Annotated in this window: 12 protein-coding genes; 9 read left to right on the forward strand and 3 right to left on the reverse strand. The window is 36.3% G+C overall.

The features are described from left to right. Positions 1 to 180 precede the first annotated feature (180 nt). The 9 genes from CWS31_RS02985 to CWS31_RS03025 all read left to right on the forward strand — a co-directional run bounded on the left by CWS31_RS02985 (position 181) and on the right by CWS31_RS03025 (position 17,226). Complete coding sequence (locus CWS31_RS02985) at positions 181 to 2,289, forward strand: DUF1302 domain-containing protein (protein ID WP_101343827.1); 2,109 nt, start codon at positions 181 to 183, stop codon at positions 2,287 to 2,289. A 28-nt stretch (positions 2,290 to 2,317) separates the two neighbouring features. Continuing rightward, positions 2,318 to 3,691, forward strand: coding sequence for a DUF1329 domain-containing protein (locus tag CWS31_RS02990; protein ID WP_101343909.1), 1,374 nt, complete (start codon positions 2,318 to 2,320; stop codon positions 3,689 to 3,691). A 215-nt stretch (positions 3,692 to 3,906) separates the two neighbouring features. Then, the gene (locus CWS31_RS02995) at positions 3,907 to 4,959 is read left to right on the forward strand and encodes a WD40/YVTN/BNR-like repeat-containing protein (RefSeq protein ID WP_101343828.1); all 1,053 of its coding nucleotides are present in this window, start codon (positions 3,907 to 3,909) and stop codon (positions 4,957 to 4,959) included. Between the two features lie 120 nt (positions 4,960 to 5,079). Then, positions 5,080 to 7,401 carry an efflux RND transporter permease subunit gene (locus tag CWS31_RS03000; protein WP_101343829.1) on the forward strand — a complete coding sequence of 774 codons (2,322 nt, stop codon included), beginning with the start codon at positions 5,080 to 5,082 and terminating at the stop codon, positions 7,399 to 7,401. Positions 7,402 to 7,844: 443 nt separating this feature from the next. Beyond that, positions 7,845 to 12,713, forward strand: coding sequence for an NAD-glutamate dehydrogenase (locus CWS31_RS03005; protein ID WP_101343830.1), 4,869 nt, complete (start codon positions 7,845 to 7,847; stop codon positions 12,711 to 12,713). A 319-nt stretch (positions 12,714 to 13,032) separates the two neighbouring features. After that, complete coding sequence (gene pyrD, locus CWS31_RS03010) at positions 13,033 to 14,043, forward strand: quinone-dependent dihydroorotate dehydrogenase (RefSeq protein WP_101343831.1); 1,011 nt, start codon at positions 13,033 to 13,035, stop codon at positions 14,041 to 14,043. 143 nt (positions 14,044 to 14,186) lie between these two features. Then, complete coding sequence (locus tag CWS31_RS03015) at positions 14,187 to 14,666, forward strand: c-type cytochrome (protein ID WP_211355787.1); 480 nt, start codon at positions 14,187 to 14,189, stop codon at positions 14,664 to 14,666. Between the two features lie 96 nt (positions 14,667 to 14,762). Next, the gene (locus CWS31_RS03020; protein WP_101343832.1) at positions 14,763 to 15,254 is read left to right on the forward strand and encodes a DUF3015 family protein; all 492 of its coding nucleotides are present in this window, start codon (positions 14,763 to 14,765) and stop codon (positions 15,252 to 15,254) included. A gap of 103 nt (positions 15,255 to 15,357) precedes the next feature. Further along, entirely contained in the window at positions 15,358 to 17,226 is a 1,869-nt protein-coding gene (locus CWS31_RS03025; RefSeq protein WP_101343833.1) for an Lnb N-terminal periplasmic domain-containing protein, read from the forward strand. 130 nt (positions 17,227 to 17,356) lie between these two features. On the opposite strand, the gene CWS31_RS03030 is transcribed toward CWS31_RS03025, so the two are convergent. The 3 genes from CWS31_RS03030 to CWS31_RS03040 all read right to left on the reverse strand — a co-directional run bounded on the left by CWS31_RS03030 (position 17,357) and on the right by CWS31_RS03040 (position 20,636). Beyond that, on the reverse strand, positions 17,357 to 18,043 hold the full coding sequence (locus tag CWS31_RS03030; protein WP_101343834.1) for a cytochrome b/b6 domain-containing protein: 687 nt from the start codon (positions 18,041 to 18,043) through the stop codon (positions 17,357 to 17,359). 217 nt (positions 18,044 to 18,260) lie between these two features. Continuing rightward, complete coding sequence (gene pyk / locus CWS31_RS03035; RefSeq protein ID WP_101343835.1) at positions 18,261 to 19,712, reverse strand: pyruvate kinase; 1,452 nt, start codon at positions 19,710 to 19,712, stop codon at positions 18,261 to 18,263. Positions 19,713 to 19,784: 72 nt separating this feature from the next. After that, positions 19,785 to 20,636 carry a MurR/RpiR family transcriptional regulator gene (locus CWS31_RS03040; protein ID WP_101343836.1) on the reverse strand — a complete coding sequence of 284 codons (852 nt, stop codon included), beginning with the start codon at positions 20,634 to 20,636 and terminating at the stop codon, positions 19,785 to 19,787. Between the last annotated feature and the right edge of the window lie 85 nt (positions 20,637 to 20,721).

A 20,721-nucleotide genomic window follows, 5' to 3' on the forward strand; every position in this document is an offset into this window, starting at 1 on the left:
TTAAATGATGTAATTATTGATTCGTTAACTACATAATAAAACTAATATTAAATAAAAAGTTAAATAGAAAGTTGAATAAAAAAGATAATAAATAACATTAACAATTTATAGCAATCACTATGGATTAAATCTTAGTGATTTTATAGCTTCTGAGCATATCAGGAATAGGGGATAGATTCGATGGAACATAAGTCGCAACCTGGTTTTTCCAAAAAACCTTTAGCTGTTGGCATTGCCGCAGCAGTTTCAATGTCATTGTTAACGTCAGCATTTAATACGGCACAAGCTGCAAGGTGGGATGTGTCTGATGTAGAGATCACTTTTGATTCTACCTTTAGTGCGGGTACCAGTTGGCGTACCGAAGATCGCAACTGGAACGATAATGTTGGTAAGTCAAATAATGCCAATAATGGAATCGACTTTAGTAACTATAAAGTTTATGCGCCAAACCCAACCAAAGAAGATATTTGGGCGCAAGGCGCTGGTAGCTATTCAACGAATGGTGATAATGGCAACTTAAGCTACAATGCAGGTGAAAGCTTTTCTACCATGCTCAAAGGTTTACATGAGTTAGACGTACATTATGAAAACGTTGGTATGTTCGTTCGTTTTATGTATTTTTATGATTATGCAATGATGAATGAAGACCGAGCATGGACAAATTCATTAACAAACACTACCTATGATCCTTGTCGTGATAAAGATGCTAAAGAACAAGTTTGTGAAGACTTTCGATTTTTAGATGCTTATATTTACGGTAATTTTGAAATTGGTGATATGCCACTTTCAGTGCGCCTTGGTGATCAAGTTATTAGTTGGGGTGAAAGTACGTTAATACAACATGGTGTTAGTGAAATTAACCCTGTTGATATCGCTCGTTTACGCGCACCTGGAGCTGAAATCAAAGAAGCATTTATTCCTTTTGGTGCTTTATGGGCGTCTTTAGGCGTTACAGATAACTTTAGTGTTGAAATGTTCTATCAATACAGCTGGGAAAAAACTGTATTACCACCACCAGGCAGTTATTTTTCTACTAATGATTTTGCTGGTGATGGTGGACAATATAATAATGTTCAACTCGGTTTTGGCGGAAATCCAGACATGAATTTAGATTATTTAACCGCAAACCTTAATGACATTGGCGACTCAATGCGAACTGCTATCGCTAGTGGTGATCCTGAAGTAATAGCTGCAGCATCTGCAGCAGCAGGGCAAATATATTCAGCCTATGCAGCAAACCTTACGCTAAGAGCTCCAGGTACAAGCGCTGAAAACGAACCCGATGACGGCGGCCAATATGGTTTACGTTTATCTTGGTTTATACCCGAGCTAAATGACACCGAATTAAGTTTATACTATGTTAATTATCATAGTCGACGTCCTATATTCTCAGGTATTACTGCAAACTTTAGTCCTGAATCTATTGGCGGTGATGTAGGTTTGTTAGCAACAACAACCATTACCGAAGATAACTACACCGATTTAAATAGCTTCTCTCGTGTTGAGCTAGATTACCCTGAAGATATACAAATGTATGCTTTAAGTTTTAATACCGGGATTGGTACGACAGCTTTTGCAGGTGAAATTACGTATCGTCAAGATGAGGCTTTTCAAATTGATGATGTAGAGCTTTTATTTGCCGCAGTACCACAACAGCTTGCTAATACGGGTAACCCGGCTTATGAAGCTTTAGATGGTGTATCGCAAATGGTTAAACCTGACGGTTCTACTTATGGCTCAAGTGAATATGCTAAAGGTTATATTCTATCTGATACTATTCAAGCGCAAATGACAATAACACAGCTGTTTGGCCCAACTTTAGGAGCAAGTCAATTAGCAGGTCTTATTGAGGTGGGGGGGATTAATATAAATGATATGCCAAATCCTGACGTGTTACGTTTAAACGGCCCTGGAACGTCTCGTAGTGGTGGTATTGCAGATAGCCCTGGTTTGGAGAACGCTCTACAAGGTGGGGTTGAAACCAATCCATTCCCAACTGAGTTTGCTTGGGGTTATCGCGCTGTAGCAAGGCTTGATTATACTAACGTTATTGCCGGTATTAATATAGCGCCACGAGTTGTATTTGCACATGACGTTTCAGGTATCACACCAGATCCACTCTTTATGTTTATTGAAGAAAGAAAAAGCGTATCATTAGGTGTTAATTTTGAGTACCAAAGTAGCTGGTCAGCAGATTTAACTTTTAATAGTTTCTTCGGTGGTGTTGGTACAACCAATCAAATGAGCGATCGTGACTACGCATCTTTTAGCATCAAATATTCAATCTAATTTTAAGGCATACATCATGAAAAAAAGTATGAATAAAGTCACCGCATTATCAATAGCCATTCCTATGGTTTTATCGGTAGGCTTTTCAACAAATGCGCTAGCTAAAATAACAATAGAGCAAGCAGCAACATTATCAACTGATCTAACCCCTCTTGGTGCCGTACGCGCAGGTAACAAGGATGGTACGATCCCAGCTTGGACAGGCGGTATTACAAAGTTTCCTGCCGGATATAAAGTGGGTGATCATCATGTTGACCCTTATCCTAATGACAAAATTGAATATACTATTACAGCTAAAAATGTTGATCAGTACAAAGATGTATTAACTCAAGGTCAAGTTAAACTGTTTGAGACTTACCCTGAAACTTACAAAATGAATATCTATAAAACGCATCGTAGTGCTTCTTATCCCGACTATGTATACCAAGCGGTTATAGATAATTCGACCAGAGCAACGCTAGATGATGGCGGTAATGGTATAAAACAAGCTGCAGTGGGCATCCCATTTCCAATTCCTGAAAATGGTTTGCAAGCAATTTGGAATCATTCATTACGTTATCGCGGTGAAAGTGTTATTCGTCAGACAGGGCAAGCAGCCCCCACCGCTTCAGGAAGCTTTACCTATGTAGGTTTAGATGAAGCCTTGGTATTACCTTATAATATTAAAGGGGCCTCACCGACGGAACTTGAAGAAAGCAATATTTTATTTAAGTTCAAACAGAATGTAACAGAGCCAGCTCGACTGGCGGGCTCTGCTTTACTCGTTCATGAAACCATGGATCAAATTAAAACGCCACGTCAAGCGTGGATATATAATACTGGTCAGCGCCGTGTTCGTCGTGCACCTAATGTTGCGTATGATGCACCAGGTACAGCCTCAGACGGTTTACGTACAACTGATGATTTTGATATGTACAATGGTGCGCCAGATAGGTACAACTGGACTTTAAAAGGTAAGCAAGAGCTATTAATCCCTTACAATGATTATCGACTACACAGCGATAAATTAAAATATGAAGATATTTTACATGCGGGTCATATTAACCCTGAATTAGTGCGTTATGAAAAACATCGGGTATGGGTGGTTGAAGCTAACCTAAAAGAAGGTATGCGTCATATCTATAAAAAACGTATTTTTTATATTGATGAAGATAGCTGGCAAGTTGCAGTAACCGATATTTATGATAACCGAGATGAACTTTACCGCGTAGGTATCGCTCATACGGTAAATTATTATGAAGTGCCAACACTTTGGTCAACCCTAGATGTATTTCATGATCTACAATCACGTCGTTATATTGCTCTTGGTCTTGATAATGAAGCGGATATGTATGACTTTACCACCAAGCTCGATGAAGGCGATTTTACACCAGCCGCGTTAAGACGAGAAGGGCGTAGATAATTGTTAATACTAAACGGCTGACTTATATGTTGGCCGTTTTTATTTTAACTGAAATGAACAACGGAAATTTTTATATCTAATTAAAGTCCCTTGTTGAAAACGTGGGATTGGTATTACTTAACTATACAGCAAGCTATATACTTAACTTAATGCTTAACTTAAATCTTAATCAAGCAATATTCACCTAATCACTTGAACACCCAAAGAGTAGTTTTATGCGCGTATTCGTTACTTTTATCATTTTTACATCCCTTTTGATCACTTCTACTGGTTTTGCACAAAGTATCGACCAAAGCCCAGAAGAATTACTAAAATCTAAAATTAAGCCAGCGACAAAATCCGCATTAGCAAGTCAATCGCTATTATTAGATATTTCACCTGTTGGGACTGATAAAGTAGTTGCTGTTGGTCATTATGGACATATTTTACTGTCTAATGATGGAGAAAATTGGCAGCAAGCCAATGTACCGGTACAAGCTACATTAACCAGAGTTTATTTTTTAAATGAACAGCTTGGCTGGGCAGTAGGCCATGATGCCACTATATTACACAGTAGTGATGGCGGGCTTAATTGGCAAATACAGCAATATTTACCTTTATTGGAAAAACCGCTGTTAGATGTCTACTTTAAAAATGCGCAACAAGGTATTGCTATTGGAGCTTATGGTCAGTTTTTTCGTACAAATAATGGTGGGGTTACTTGGCAGAGTGAATTTCATCAAGAGTTTTTATTAAGCGAAGATGTTGATTATATCAACGATTTGAAAACAGAAGACGAAGCCGCTTATTTAGATGAAATTGCCTTTATTTTGCCTCATTTTAACGGCATTGTGGTTGAAAATGAACGCTTGTTCTTACTCGGAGAGTCGGGATTATTAGCACAAAGTGATAACTTTGGAATATCCTGGCAAAAATTTGATAAATTTTATAATGGTTCTTTTTTCACGTTAGCACGTACTTCACGTGATAGTTTATTGGTGGCAGGGCTTAGAGGACATGTTTATAGACTCAGTTCCAACGACAATGTTTGGCAAGAGAGTGAAACCGATACAACGGCGTTATTAAACGATATTGTCTTAGCGAATGAACAACGGGTTTTTATATTAGGTAACAATGGTATGTTACTCGTAAGTGTTGATGATGGCCTTACTTTTACACATAAACAACAAAAAGATGGTAAACCGTTGATTGCTGGTATTTGGTTTAAAAATAAATTATTAGCGGTATCTGATGTTGGGATAAAAGTGCTTAACATTACGGCTAAATGAGCTTATGGCGTTTAAACATTTTACGTCATAGCTTTTTAACGTAAAACTGTAAATTAAGCATCGTCCTAAACAAAAACTCATCACAAAAGTATTATAAAAATAACGCTCGGAATAACTACTATGAAAAAAACTCTTACTAGCCAAATTGAAACGGCTCTTTTTCGTCATAAACTTGTGGTGCTAATGTTATTTGTTATCACCAGTGTTTTTTTTACTTACCAAGCAACACAAATTAAGCTCGATGCATCATTTACTAAAAATATTCCTTTGAATCATAGTTATATGAAAACATATTTAAAACATAGGGCAAATTTTGGAGGTGCGAATAATATTTTAATTTCGGTATGTGATACTCATGGCGATATTTTTAATGCCGAATTTTTTAACGCACTAAAAGGCGTTCACGACAAACTTTTCTTTATTCCAGGTGTTGATAGAATTCAAGTTAAATCTTTGTTTTCACCAAGTACTCGTTTTGTCGAAGTTGTGGAAGACGGTTTTGCCGGAGGGCCTGTCATTCCTGCTGATTTTCAACCTTCTGAGGAAGGTTTAGGCGTAGTAAAAAGTAATATAGAAAAAGCTGGTATTGTTGGAAGTATGATCGCCGATGATTATAGTTGCGCCATGGTAAAAACTGCACTATTAGACCTTAATCCGGATACTGGTGAAAAGCTTGATACTCTCGAGTTAGCGCAAACGTTAGAGCAAGATGTTCGGCAGAGTTTTGAAAATGAAAACATCAGTGTTCACATCATTGGTTTTACTAAAATGGTAGGTGATGTAGCCAAGGGCGCTAAAGGTGTTGTGTTATTTTTTGCGTTAGCTATTGGTATTACCGCGATAATGGTTTACATCTTTAGTCACTCTATTCGGTTAACTATTTTACCTATATTTTGTTCGCTTGTTGCTGTTGTTTGGCAAATGGGAATGTTGTCAAGCTTAGGTTTTGGCCTAGATCCAATGTCAATTTTAATACCGTTTCTGGTATTTGCTATTGGGGTTAGTCATGGCGTTCAAATGATTAATTCGGTGGTAAAAAAAGTTAGCTCTGGATTAGATGCTGCAGCAGCTGCGCAAGCAAGTTTTGCTGCTTTACTAATTCCCGGTGGTGTTGCTTTATTATCAGATACGGTTGGTTTTTTAACCTTACTTTCAATTGATATTGGTATTATTAAAGAACTTGCGATCACGGCTTCAATTGGTGTGGCGATGATTATTTTAACCAATCTGGTTTTGTTACCTATACTACTTTCATATACAAAAATAAAAGCTAATGCCAAAGTTGGAGTACTTAGTGAAGATAGCGTCTTCTGGACATTTATAGCAAGCTTTGCAAAACGGGGGCGTGCTCGAGTTATTCTATTCATAACCGCTGTCTTATTTGCGGTAGGTTTTTATCAAGGACAAGGGCTTAAAATTGGTGAGTTGCATGCAGGAGCGCCTGCATTGCATGAGTCTTCACGGTATAACCAAGATACTTTTTTAATCACAGATAGATACGCAATAAGTGTTGATTACATGTCTGTTATTGTTGAAACCACAGCTGATGCTTGTACTTCATTTGATATTATGTCAACGATTGATCGTTTTCAGTGGGAAATGGAGAATGTACCAGGGGTGCAATCAGCGGTAAGTTTGTCTTCAATATCTAAGCTAGTTAATGCTGGGTATAACGAGGGGAATCCTAAATGGCGTATTATACCTCGAAATCAACAAACCCTTGTGCAGTCAATTGCGCAAGTACCTTCATCAAGTGGCTTACTCAATAATGACTGTAGTGTAATGCCTGTTATTTTATTTTTAGAAGATCATAAAGCACAAACTATTAATACTGTTGTTGATGCGGTTAAAGCGGCTGCGGTTGACCTAGGTAGTGAACAAGTTAAATTTACCCTAGCTTCTGGTCCGGTAGGCGTTATGGCGGCAACTAATGAAGCCGTAGAAGCTGCACAATTACCTATGATGATATATGTTTATGGCGCTGTGATTGTGTTATGTTTAATTAGTTTTAGAAGTGTTCGAGCAACGTTAGTGGTTGTTTTACCTTTATATGTTGTATCGACTTTAGCGCAATGGTTAATGACCGCTCTTGATATTGGATTAACTGTTTCAACCCTACCAGTAATAGCATTAGGAGTTGGTATTGGTGTTGACTATGGTATTTACATACTGTCTACCATGAGTTTAAAACTTAATAGTGGAATGAAAATACATGATGCCTATCTTGCAGCATTAAAAGAGCGTGGTAGTGCGGTACTGATTACCGGATTGACATTAGCCATAGGTGTATCTACTTGGTTCTTCTCTGATTTGAAATTTCAAGTTGATATGGGGATTTTGCTCACCTTTATGTTTTTGGTAAACATGCTCGCGGCTATTATTATTTTACCAGCGCTTTCAGCTTTTTTATGGGCAGATGATAAACAGGAAAAAATAGGCTAATTAGCAATAATTATTCATAATCTACTCGGTGAATGATAGAGAATAAATACTAAGCACTTAATTAATACATAATAGTATTGATTAAGTGCTTTTTTGTTATAAATATCCCCAATTAACATTAATAAAATTTGAGGCACAAATAACAACTTACAATATTTTAGGTAAAACTTTAGGGAATACTTTAGAGGATATTAAAGAAGATATTTAGCTAAAACAGGATTATTACCTAATTTTGTTTAAAAAATACGAAGAATTCTTGTAAAAGCCTTAAATCTTTCATAAAACTTATGTATTAGTCTATTCTAATTTACAGGTAACTAAGTAACATACTTACAGATTGTACGGATAACTTGCTTTTACTTTTAATAATTACTTTTTAATAAAATAAACAATGGGCAACGGGTTAATTCAAACTTTCTTTATACAAGGAAAAGGAAACTTTCATGGCTTTAGCAAATGGTTCGTCTTCGGTAATAATTAACAATGTAGCCAAACTTATTCATCAAAAAGTTGCGAGTAACACCGCACCGCTTATTGAGAAGTTTGCCGGACTACTTTATGGCAATATGTCATCTTTTGATTTAGAAAATCGCAACGACAGTGATATGTATGGTGCAGTATTAAGTTTATGGGGAACACTAAATAAACATAAAGAAAACACGCCAATTATTCACGTTTATAATCCTTCGGTGAGTGAGAATGGTTGGAAATCAAGTCATACTATTATTGAAGTAATTGTTCAGGATATGCCTTTTTTAGTTGACTCTATTCGTATAGCGCTAAATCGTTTAGGTTTGTCGCCACATTTAATGCTAAATTCTCCGCTTAAAATTGTACGCGATGACAGTTTAGCGGTAATTGAACTTGCCTCAGTGGAAGATAAAAAAATAAAATCTAGCTCGGAAGAAACAGTATTCTTAATTGAAATTGATCGACAAACTAAACAGGCTGAGTTAGATGCCATCCAAGCTGATTTACTCTCTGTGGTTGAAGATGTTCGACTAACAGTAAACGACTGGGAAGCTATGTTATCTCGATTAAATCAGGTCATAAAAGAGGTGAATAAAGCTAAATTACCAGGGACTAAATCGGCTAAAGAAGACACCCTTAACTTTTTAAACTGGGCATATAATAATAATTTTACCTTAATGGGGTATCGATATTACGATGTTGAACCTGTAAAAGGCGACATATCGTTATCGCCAGATCTTAAGACTAGTTTAGGTTTAATGAAAAACTCTACCGGCTCTAAAGCTCGTTTAATCTCTAGCTTAAATGAAGCAGGACGAAACGTTGCCTTGGGTGAAAACCACCTTATTTTAACTAAAACAAATACAAAATCTCGAGTTCATCGACCTGCTCAACTTGATTATATCGGAGTTAAATGTTTTGATCATAATGGTCATATTATCGGCGAACATCGATTTATAGGCTTGTTTGGTTCAACTTATTACACTAACAGCGTATTAGACTTACCACTTATTAGTTCTAAAGTTGCAGCTGTTTGCGCTACCTCGCCATTTTCAAATGGTACACACCACTATAAAGCACTAATCAATATATTAGAAACGTATCCAAGAGATGAAATATTACAGTCATCGGTAGCAGAATTACTTCACATAGTAATGGGTATTTTGCAACTGCAAGAAAGAGACTATACAGGTTTGTTTGTGCGTAAAGATGTATTTGGCCGCTTTTATTCCTGTATGGTTTATGTACCAAGAGAGCGGTATAACACTAAGTTACGTATAGAAACTCAAAGATTATTGAAAAACGCATTTAATAGCACACAGGAAGTTGAATTTACAACGTTCTTCTCAGAGTCTGTACATGCTAGAACCCATTATATTGTTCGTGTTAACTCAACTAAAGCAGAAATCGATGTGAAAGAAATTGAAAATAACATAAATGAAGCCGCACGTAGCTGGGATGATAAATTAGTAAGTGCACTTGGCGCTAATTACGGTGAAAGTGAAGCGAAAACATTAGGTCGTAAATATGTGAAATTTCCGCAATCTTATAAAGATGATGTATTGCCAGGTTCAGCCATTGTCGATATTGAACAACTAGAAAAACTCGATATTGAAAATGAATTAGGAATGCTTTTTTATCAACCTGTTGAAGAAAAAGTAGATAGTCGAATAGTTAAATTAAAGCTCTTTAATAAAGGAGAACCAATTCATTTAAGTACAGTGTTACCTATATTAGAAAATTTTGGTTTACGAGTTATTGGTGAAAGCCCTTATGCTATTAAAACTAATGACCATGAAACGTATTGGATTCATGATTTTTCTATGTCGCTAACTAGTGAAGGTGATTTTGACATAACTAAAGTAAGGATATTGTTTCAAGATGCTTTTGCTAAAGTATGGCGCGGAGACTTAGAGGATGATGGCTTTAATCGTTTAATTTTGGGCGCTGGAATAGAAGGCCGCGCGGTTTCAATTATACGTGCGTTTGCTAAATATGAGCGACAAATTGCAGGGAGATTTAGTCAAAGTTATATAGAAAATACCTTCTCTCGTTATCCTGAAATAGCTAAATTATTGATTGAACTCTTTCTATTACGATTTGACCCCAAAAGCAAGTTAACAGCCGTAGCGAAAGAAAAAGCAAACACCAAATTATTGGCTGATATTGAAAGCTCTCTAGATACAGTTGTTAATCTTGATGATGATCGTATTATTAGGCGCTTTGTTGAAATAAACAACGCTATTTTAAGAACAAACTATTTTCAAAAAGATGTTCGTAAAAAATATAAACCATATATTTCATTTAAATTTTTTCCACAAAAAATCAGTGAAATGCCACTACCAATCCCGAAATTTGAAATTTTTGTGTATTCCCCGCAAATTGAAGGTGTGCATTTACGCGGCGGTAAAGTCGCTCGCGGTGGTTTACGTTGGTCAGATAGGAGTGAGGATTTTAGAACTGAAGTACTTGGTTTAGTTAAAGCACAGCAAGTTAAAAATACTGTTATTGTTCCTGTAGGCGCTAAGGGGGGCTTTGTTTGTAAGCAATTGCCTAATGGTACGCGTCAAGAGATATTTGAAGCAGGTAAAGAATGCTATCGCACTTTTATTCGTGCTTTATTAGATATCACTGACAATATTGTTGCTGGTGAAATTATACCACCTAAAGATGTTGTGCGCTTAGATGAAGATGATGCTTATTTAGTGGTAGCAGCAGATAAAGGGACGGCTACTTTTTCGGATGTTGCTAATGCAATATCTGACGAATATAACTTCTGGTTAGGCGATGCTTTTGCCTCAGGGGGCAGTGTTGGTTATGATCATAAAGCAATGGGGATTACCGCAAAAGGCGCCTGGGAATCAGTAAAACGTCACTTTAGAGAAATGGATATAAATTGCCAGACCACAGACTTTACCTGTATTGCTATTGGCGATATGGCGGGTGATGTGTTTGGTAACGGCATGTTGTTATCAAAACATATTCGTTTACAAGCGGCATTTAACCATATGCATATATTTATTGACCCGACACCTGAAACGGCAAACTCTTATCTAGAGCGAAAACGCTTATTTAATTTACCTGGTTGTACTTGGGATGATTATAATAAAGCGCTTATATCAGCTGGCGGCGGTATTTTCAGTCGGCATGTAAAGTCGATTAAACTCACCCCTGAAATAAAGAAAATGTTAGGTACGCAAAAACAAACCATGGCACCTTCAGATTTGATGCAAGCATTATTGAGCATGAAAGTTGACTTACTATGGAATGGCGGAATTGGGACTTATGTTAAGGGCTCAAAAGAAACTCACTTAGAGGTAGGTGATAGAGCGAATGATGCTTTACGTATTAATGGTGCTGACTTACAGGCGAAAGTGGTAGGTGAGGGCGGAAATTTAGGATTAACACAGTTAGGACGTATTGAATACGCAGCTAATGGAGGGCGAATTAATACTGATGCAGTTGATAATGCTGGCGGTGTTGATTGCTCAGATAATGAAGTAAATATCAAAATACTACTAAATACCTTAGTACAAAACGGTGATCTAACGGTCAAACAACGTAATAAAGTATTGTATGACATGACCGAGGAGGTTGGCGAGATTGTTATTGAAGATTGCTATCGTCAAACCCATTCTTTATCGATTACTGCCATGCGAGGCGTTAGCCAACTAAAAGAGCAAGTTCGTTTTATACAAGAGCTAGAAAGAGCAGGTAAATTAAATCGCTCATTGGAATTTATTCCTGATGATGAAGAGATAGCGGAGAGACTAGCGCAAGGCAAAGGTTTAACTCGTCCAGAATTATCAGTACTACTTGCCTACAGCAAAATGGTATTAAAAGATGATTTAGTACACGTAGAAATCACCGATAACCCATATCATAATCGTTTATTAATTGAAGCATTTCCTAAGCAACTGCGTGACAAATATCAAAATGAAATGCAACAGCATCCATTACGAGCAGAGCTTATTGCAACACAACTTGCCAATAAAATTGGTAATGATATGGGCTTCAACTTTGTTTATAGAATGCAAGAAGAAACCGGCGCCAGTGTTGCTGAAATAGCAAATTGTTATACTGTAGCGAGTGCGATATTTGAGTTAGAAGAGTTTTGGCATAAAATTGAAGTGTTAGATAATAAAATTTCTACTGCAATTCAAACTGAAATGTTATTTCAATATCGCCGAACAATTAGACGTGTTACGCGTTGGTTCTTGCGTCATCGAAATAAAACTATTTCTCTTGCTGAGTCAATTGAATTATACAAGCCAACTTTTGCTATATTAGCTACTCAATTAGCAGACTTTATGATTACAAAAGAAACTGAAGCATTAGCTCGTGTTGCTACTGACCTAATGAATGAAGGAGTTCCTCAAGAAATTGCTACACGTTTATCACAGTTAAGTACTTTATTTTCTACCATGGATATTGCCGAAGTTACCCGGGAAAATAATTGTACCGTGGAGCAAGCGGCAAGCTTATATTTTAAATTAGGTTCACGCTTAGAGTTACATTGGTTCTTAGACCAAATAACTCGCCAACCAGTAGCAAACCATTGGCAAGCATTGGCTAGGGCATCGTTTAGAGAAGAATTAGATTGGCAACAGCGCTCGTTAACATCGGTTGTTTTACGCTGTCAACGTGATGTAGTGGTTGCGGATTTAGGTCAATTGATTAGTGATTGGATTATAACCAACAAACAACCACTCGATCGTTGGAAACATATTTTAGCTGATTTTAAAATTGGACAGTCACACGACTTTGCTAAGTTCTCAGTAGCATTACGAGAATTAATGTTATTAAGTTTAAACTGCCAACCAGTTGAAGCAAAAAAATAACCGAAAAGGCGGCAATAAATAACTCAGTTATTTTAATCAAAGTAAGTTGGTATTATATTGTAATACTAGTGTTTACTGGTAAAATCCTCGCATAGCGGGGATTTTTTAAATTTACTTCCGCATAAATTCAACTTATACCAAATGAATTAAAAATTTGTTCAAAATTCAATAAGGATAAACATTCAAGTTCAAGCCAAGTGATATTGCAATAGTTACCTATTGAGATTGCTCACAACGCAGAACCTGATTATTTATACCATTTGAAGATGATTGATTTATTATTTAAATTGGTTTCTACCTATTAAAATACCGAGGCATTATGTTTTATCCAGCCATTCGTAAAGTACTTTTTCAATTTGATCCTGAAGCCATCCATGAGCTAACCATTAAAGGCTTAAAAAATACAGGCAAGTCACCACTGAACCTTTTTTATAAGCAACAGGTTCAAAATAAACCGGTAACAGTTATGGGTATTGATTTTCCTAATCCAGTTGGTTTAGCAGCAGGACTTGATAAAAACGGTGAATGTATAAACGCTTTTGCGGCAATGGGCTTTGGATTTGTGGAAATAGGTACTATTACGCCGCGTCCACAACCGGGAAATGACAAACCTCGTATATTTAGGTTACCGAAAGCAAATGCAGTAATTAATCGCATGGGCTTTAATAATAAAGGTGTAGATTACTTAGTTTCACAAGTACAAGCGGCTAACTTTAAAGGTATTTTAGGCATAAATATAGGTAAGAACAAAGACACCCCAGAAGAAAATGCTAAAGATGATTATCTACATTGTATGCGTAAAGTTTATAATTTAGCGACCTATATTACGGTTAATATATCTTCGCCAAATACACCAGGTTTACGTTCATTACAATATGGTGATGCATTAAACGATTTATTGTCGGCGCTAAAAGCAGAGCAAAAAATATTAACCGAACAATATGGAAAATATATTCCGCTTGCCGTTAAAATTGCCCCAGACTTAAATGAAGAGGAAGTTAAGTCTATTGCTAAATCGTTAATTGATAATCAAATTGACGGTGTTATTGCGACCAATACCACACTTTCTCGTGAAGGCGTGGAAGGTCTTGAATTTGCAAATGAGCAAGGTGGTTTAAGCGGCGAACCTGTTAAAGATAAAAGCACACAAGTTATCAAGTTATTAAGTGCCGCACTTGATAAAAAGTTACCAATAATTGGCGTTGGCGGTATAGCATCGAGTGCTGATGCTAATGAGAAAATTTTAGCTGGCGCAAGTTTAGTGCAAGTTTATACTGGTTTTATATACCAAGGGCCACCATTAATTAAAACAATTGTTAACGGCTTATAAGAGAATGACTGTATTTTTTGTTTATAATACGATAAGTTAGGGGGAAGTAGTGATTTGACAGTAGTTGATATTACTGTAATTTGTCCTTAACCTGAAAACCGTGCTAGCGGTATAAATCATAACTATCACAAGAGAGAAATTAAATGAGAGCGATTAAAAAAAGTGTTTTAGCGTTATCTGTTTTAACAAGTTTAGTGGTAGCAACCTCGAGTGTTGCACAACCCGCTAACTCTCAAAAACAAGCAGAATCAGCAACTGAATTACGTCAATCTATATTTAAACTACTAGGTAGTAATATGGGGGCTCTAGGCGCAATGGCTAAAGGAAAAATTCCACTAGATGCTGCAGTTGTTGAAACAAATTCAACACGAATTAATCAACTTTCATTAATGATTGCTGATTATACACGCGTTGATACATCAAAGTTTGATGTTAAAACTGAAGCGTTAGCTAAAATTTGGCAAGAGCCAGAGCATTTTAGCAAAGATATAAACAATTTAACCGTTGCATCATCAGCGCTAATGGTAGCTGCAAAATCTGGTGACGAAGGTGCCATTAAAAAAGCGATTGGCGGCGTAGGTAAAACATGCGGCGGTTGTCATGATGACTTTAAGAAAGATTAAGTGAAGTCGTATTGAAAAATATATTTATTGGCTAGAATAATCTGGCTATAAATTATAGAAGTAAGCATTTGTTAACAACATATAGGGATTTTTATTATGAAAAAATTATTAATTACATCAACATTTTTAGCTGCGTCAACGTTATCAACATCTGTTTTAGCTGTTGCTCCTGGTAGTGCCACATGTGGTTGGGGTAATTTACTTTTTGAAGGACAGTCAGGTACACCAAGTCACGTACTTGCTGCAACAACCAATACTTCAACAGGTAATAATACTTTTGGTATGACATTTGGTACTAACGGTTGTTCAACTGACGGTACACTAACTTACGGCGGTAAAAAAATGATCGACGTAAGTATGATTATGGATGAATTCAGCGAAGATGTAGCGCGAGGTAATGGTGAAGCTATTACAGCTGTAGCCGTTTCTTTGGGTGTATCAGAAGAAGATCGCCCTTTATTTAAATCTACGCTTCATAACAACTTTAATACATTATTCCCATCTGAAAATGCTACAACTGAACAAGTAGTTACTTCAATGTTCACTTTAATGAAAAATGATTCAACTTTAGTTAAATATACTGTTTAGTTTTTATTTTTATTAAAGATAAAGGCTACTTTAACAGTAGCCTTTTTTAATTCTCCACATTTTGTTTAGCCAACCTAGTTCAGTATTTACTCCCCCATAACTTATGAAATCAAACATACCTAATTTATCAATAACATTAATTATTTTAATGTTATTGACACCTGTTAAAGCTTATTCAGAGCAATATGAAACTATTACACAGTTATCTAAATCTGAAGAATGGCGAGGCTTATTACATATTGATGTGGAATCATCAGACAGTGCATTAAAGAGTTATGTTGATGACAGCAAATTTTTCCTATCTGCAGATGGTTCAACAAATCCAAGAAGTGAATTGTTAGCAACCATTAAGGCGTTAAAAAGTAATGGCAAAACCCAATGTAGGTATCCGGCGAGAACATTATTTTTATTTTCTCGAATTGAAAACCTTAAACAAGAAGTTACTCCTTTCGAGTGCAAAGATTACCTGGATTGGCGTTCGACTTTAAATACAACCAGTGTAGTGTTGGTATTCGCCTCGGCACAATTAAACAGCCCATCCTCTATGTATGGGCATACTTTTTTACGTTTTGATCCTGAAAATGTTGAGCAAGGATCTACTTATTTATCTTACGCACTTAATTTTGGTGCAACGGTTACTGAAGGGGATAACGGCTTTTTATATGCCGCCAAAGGTTTAACTGGTGGTTATCCCGGACAATTTGCAGCAAACCCATATTTTGAAAAAATTAAAGAATACAGTCGTCTTGAGAATCGTGATCTATGGGAGTACAAGTTAAATTTAACAGCAGATGAAATAAACATGATGCTGGCGCATATTTGGGAGTTGCAAGGGATAAACTTTGATTATTATTTCTTTGATGAAAACTGTTCATTTCGTTTACTGGAATTACTTGATGTAGCAAGACCAGGCTTAGGCTTGGCAAATCATTTTCCTGTTACTGCAATGCCATTAGATACAGTACGCGTGGTTGAACAAGTTAATTTAGTTTCGAGTGTTTATTATAGAGCGTCTGTGTTAACCGAGTTAAAAGCACAATTAGCGATGTTAACTAACGACGAAAAGAATTTAGCGCTTGCCTTGTCTGAAGATATAAAGGTATTAGATAGTCCTGAGTTTATTAAATTAACGACTAAACAACAGCAATTGATTTTAGATAGCGCCTATCGATATTTACGTTATCAAAATACTTTCAATGGCAGAGCTAAGGACACGACACGCAGAAGCTTTTTATTACTACGCCGCTTAAATGAAAATCCGTCGGAGTTGATTATCCCTATTGATGTCCCTGTAAGGCCTGATCTTGGTCATAAAACGACAATGGTAGGTGCAAGTATAGGTGAAACGCAAGACACTCCTTTTATAGAGTTCCAATACCGAGGAAGTTATCATGATTTATTAGACCCTATGCCAGGTTATTACGAAGGTATGTCACTAAATATGGTTAATGTGATGATTAGGGCATATAAGGGAGGGGATATAGAGTTAGCAAAACTTGAGCTACTTGATATAACCTCGCTGTCTGCTAGAGATCGTTTTTTCTCTCCTTGGTCTTGGCAAGCGAATATCAGCCTAGAGCAACAATGGACTATAGATAAAAATGTACTTGTAACTCAAGGCTCAGGTGGTGGCGGTGTAAGCTATCAGCCTTTAGATAACAGTTACTTATTTTTAATGGTCACAGGAAGGTTAGAGTTTAATCGTAAATTTGATCATTATGCTGCAATAGCACCTGGTCTACATGCAGGATTTTTATATTATTGGCCAAAAACCACATTACTGATTGAAGCTGAGCAATATCAATTTTTATTTGATCAAACTAAACGTAGTCGCGTAAGTTTACAACAAAGCTTACAAATAGGTGTTAATGATAGCATACGTTTTTCTGCTGACTTTTATCATATTGACACACAAGACAATGTAAATAATGCTTTTCAAGAGTTAAAGCTTGAATATCGCCATTACTTTTAAGTGATTGATTCTGGGTATTGAGTGTCTAAATAATACCCGAGTCATAATAAGTAAAACATCACTCTTGAATTTAATAATAGTTGGTATTTAAAATTCAAGAGTGACTCAGTTACCAAGGGCTGAATGAGGTTTAATAAAAATATTCTTCAACAACAGGGGCATTGATAATCACTAACCAATAAACAAAAGCGGCGCATATTATTGCAACTATTACTGCCAGTAGTAATTTTGAATTAGGAATTGCATCTGAATCTTTAATTTCTGGATCGGTTTTATTACCAGTTATCATAGGCAGCACTAAATTTTGTTTTTTAACTAGCCCATAATAAGTGATAGCTGAAATATGTAATACAATCGCACCAATCATAACATTAAAACTGTTGTGGTGAATAAAGCTCATCACTTTCTCTAATTCATTACTGATACTACCGTAGTATGGTCCAGATGAAAAAACATCATCATTGATAAATAAGCCACTGACCGCTTGTAGAGTAATTAACACTATCATCAAAATAACCATTAAAGCCCCTAAAGGGTTATGCCCAACTATCGGTTTATCGTGATCTGAATGTTTAAGATAGGCGATTAACTTTTTCGGTGAGGGTATGAATTGGGAAAACCTGGCATGTTTAGGGCCAATAAATCCCCATAGCACGCGAAATACGAGTAAACCTAAAGCCACGTAGCCTAATTGGATATGTAGACCAATATAGTCATCTTTATTTTCTGCGGTGTACCAAGAGCCTAGAATAGTAAGAGCAAAGCTCCAATGAAATATTCGTAAGGGTAAATCCCAGATAAGATGTTTTTTTGTCATAAGTTAACCTGTTAGAATGAATATAAATTATTGTGAGTTGGTGAACTGAATATTATAGTGTTAGAAATAAAAAGACCAGAGGCTATAACCTCTGGTCTTTAGGTAAATATTCAGGATAGAAGCAATATTTTTTATAACTTTTGTATAGATAATTACTATCTAATTATACCGTTATTGCTAGTGTGAATATTAGCTATAACATGCATAAATTATAAAGTTACTTAAGGTGATCTTCACTCACAACTAACACTTTTAATGTGTTAGATGCGCCAATTATTTCCATCAAATCACCGTGTGTTAACATTATTTTATCGCCAACAGTTAGGTTAATTTTATGCTTCAATTCTTGTACTATTGAATGTGATAACTTCTCAGGGTTTTTATCGATTGAATTAAATGATATCGGATACACACCACGATATATTGCACTAGTATTAAGAGTTTTTTCATGACGTGAAAGGGCAAAAATAGGTAAACCTGAAGTAATACGTGACATAAGTTTACAGGTTTCGCCTGATTCGGTTAACGCCACAATTGCTTTAACGCCCTGTAAATGATTGGCAGCATACATAGCTGATAAAGCGATAGTTTCGGATACACCATCAAAGGTTCTGTCAAGTCTATGGCTTGATTTGTTTACCGAACGATGTTGTTCAGCACCTTTACATACATTAGCCATCGCTTTTACCGTTTCAACAGGGTATTTACCTGCAGCAGTTTCAGCAGATAACATTACCGCATCAGTACCATCTAATACCGCATTTGAAACATCCATTACTTCAGCACGGGTTGGCATTGGTTGCTCAATCATGGTTTCCATCATTTGAGTAGCTGTGATAACAACGCGGTTAAGCTTACGAGAGCGCTCAATTATGTGCTTTTGTTTACCTACTAACGCAGCATCACCAATTTCTACACCTAAATCACCACGAGCAACCATAACAACATCGGAGGCTAATATCAGAGCATCAAGGATTTCGTCATCATTTACTGCTTCAGCGCGTTCAATTTTAGAAACCAAACTTGCATTACAACCTGCTTCCTGAGCAAGTTTACGTGCTTCATGCATATCATCAGCATTACGAGGAAATGATACAGCAAGAAAATCAACATCAATTTTCGCCGCCAATTTAATGTCTTCTTTATCTTTTAAGGTAAGAGCGGGAGCTGTTAATCCACCACCTTGACGGTTAATGCCTTTATTGTTTGATAATGGCCCACCAACGGTTACTTCAGTAAAAACAGAAGTGTCTGAGGTTGATAACACCTTCAATTGAACACGGCCATCATCGAGTAATAAAATATCACCAGGGCCAACATCTTGTACTAATTTTTTGTAATCGATTCCAACTTTTTCTTGACAACCTTCGCCTTTTTCTAAGGTTGCATCTAATTCAAACTTGTCGCCAATGGCTAATTTTATTGGGCCATTTTTAAATGTTGAAACACGGATTTTAGGGCCTTGTAAATCGCCTAAAATACCAACATAAATGCCAAGCTCTTTCGCCATTGCTCTAACATCGTTAGCTCTATCAATATGATCTTGTGGATTGCCGTGTGAAAAATTGAGTCTAACTACGTTTACACCTGCAGCTAATACGTTTTTTAGAATTTCTTTATCGTCAGTTGCTGGGCCTAAGGTCGCAACTATTTTAGTTCTTCTAGACATTTGAATCCTCTTACATTTTTAAATAAAGTTTATGAATGATGGATGAAATAATATTTCAAACAAGGGCTTTCACTACCAGTCTTTTCTATCAAAGCGTGAGCTTATTAAACTATCTTTCACTTTTTTCAGGTTATCTCTAAATTTACTACCTCGGCGTAAAGTAAAGCCTGTTGCTAATACATCAATTAAAGCTAACTGTGCAATGCGTGATGACATTGGCATATATAAGTCAGTATCTTCACTCACATCTACCGACAATATTATACTACATTCTTTAGCAAGTGGTGTACCAGTGGTGGTGATGCCTATTACTGTGGCATCGTTTTCTCTGGCTAAACTAGCTACTTCTACTAAGGACTTAGTACGACCAGTATGAGATATAACGACAACAACATCACCTTGTCGACTATTTATAGCACTCATGCGTTGCATTAATATGTCATCAAAGTACACCACAGGTACATTAAAACGAAAAAATTTATTCTGTGCATCATGTGCAACAATTGCTGAAGCACCTAGGCCAAAAAATGAAATTTTGTTGGCTTGCGTTAATACATCTACAGAGCGATTAATGTCATTCGAGTTTAAACTTTTACGAGCTAATTCAAGGTTAGCCATGGTCGATTCAAATATTTTAGCGGTATATTCTTCTGCCGTATCATTTTCATCAACGTGACGATTAACATAAGGTGTACCGTTAGCTAAACTTTGCGCTAAATGTAATTTAAAATCAGGATAACCTTTTGTGTCTAAGCGGCGACAAAAACGGTTAACTGTTGGCTCACTGATATTAGCCTGCTTAGCTAAGGCTGCAATACTAGAGTGGATGACTGTATTGGGTGAAGCTAAAATAACTTCAGCTACTTTACGTTCTGATTTACTTAGCATGTCTAGTTCGTTAGTGATCTTTTCTAATATATTCATTATGGGTTGATCCTAGATCTTAATTTTTATAAAGCTATATTTATAATTATTCGTAAATAAAATTTAATGTAGTCCGACAATATAA

Origin of the sequence: Colwellia echini (assembly GCF_002843355.2) — a bacterium.
In the GTDB taxonomy this organism is placed as follows: Bacteria; Pseudomonadota; Gammaproteobacteria; order Enterobacterales; family Alteromonadaceae; genus Colwellia; species Colwellia echini.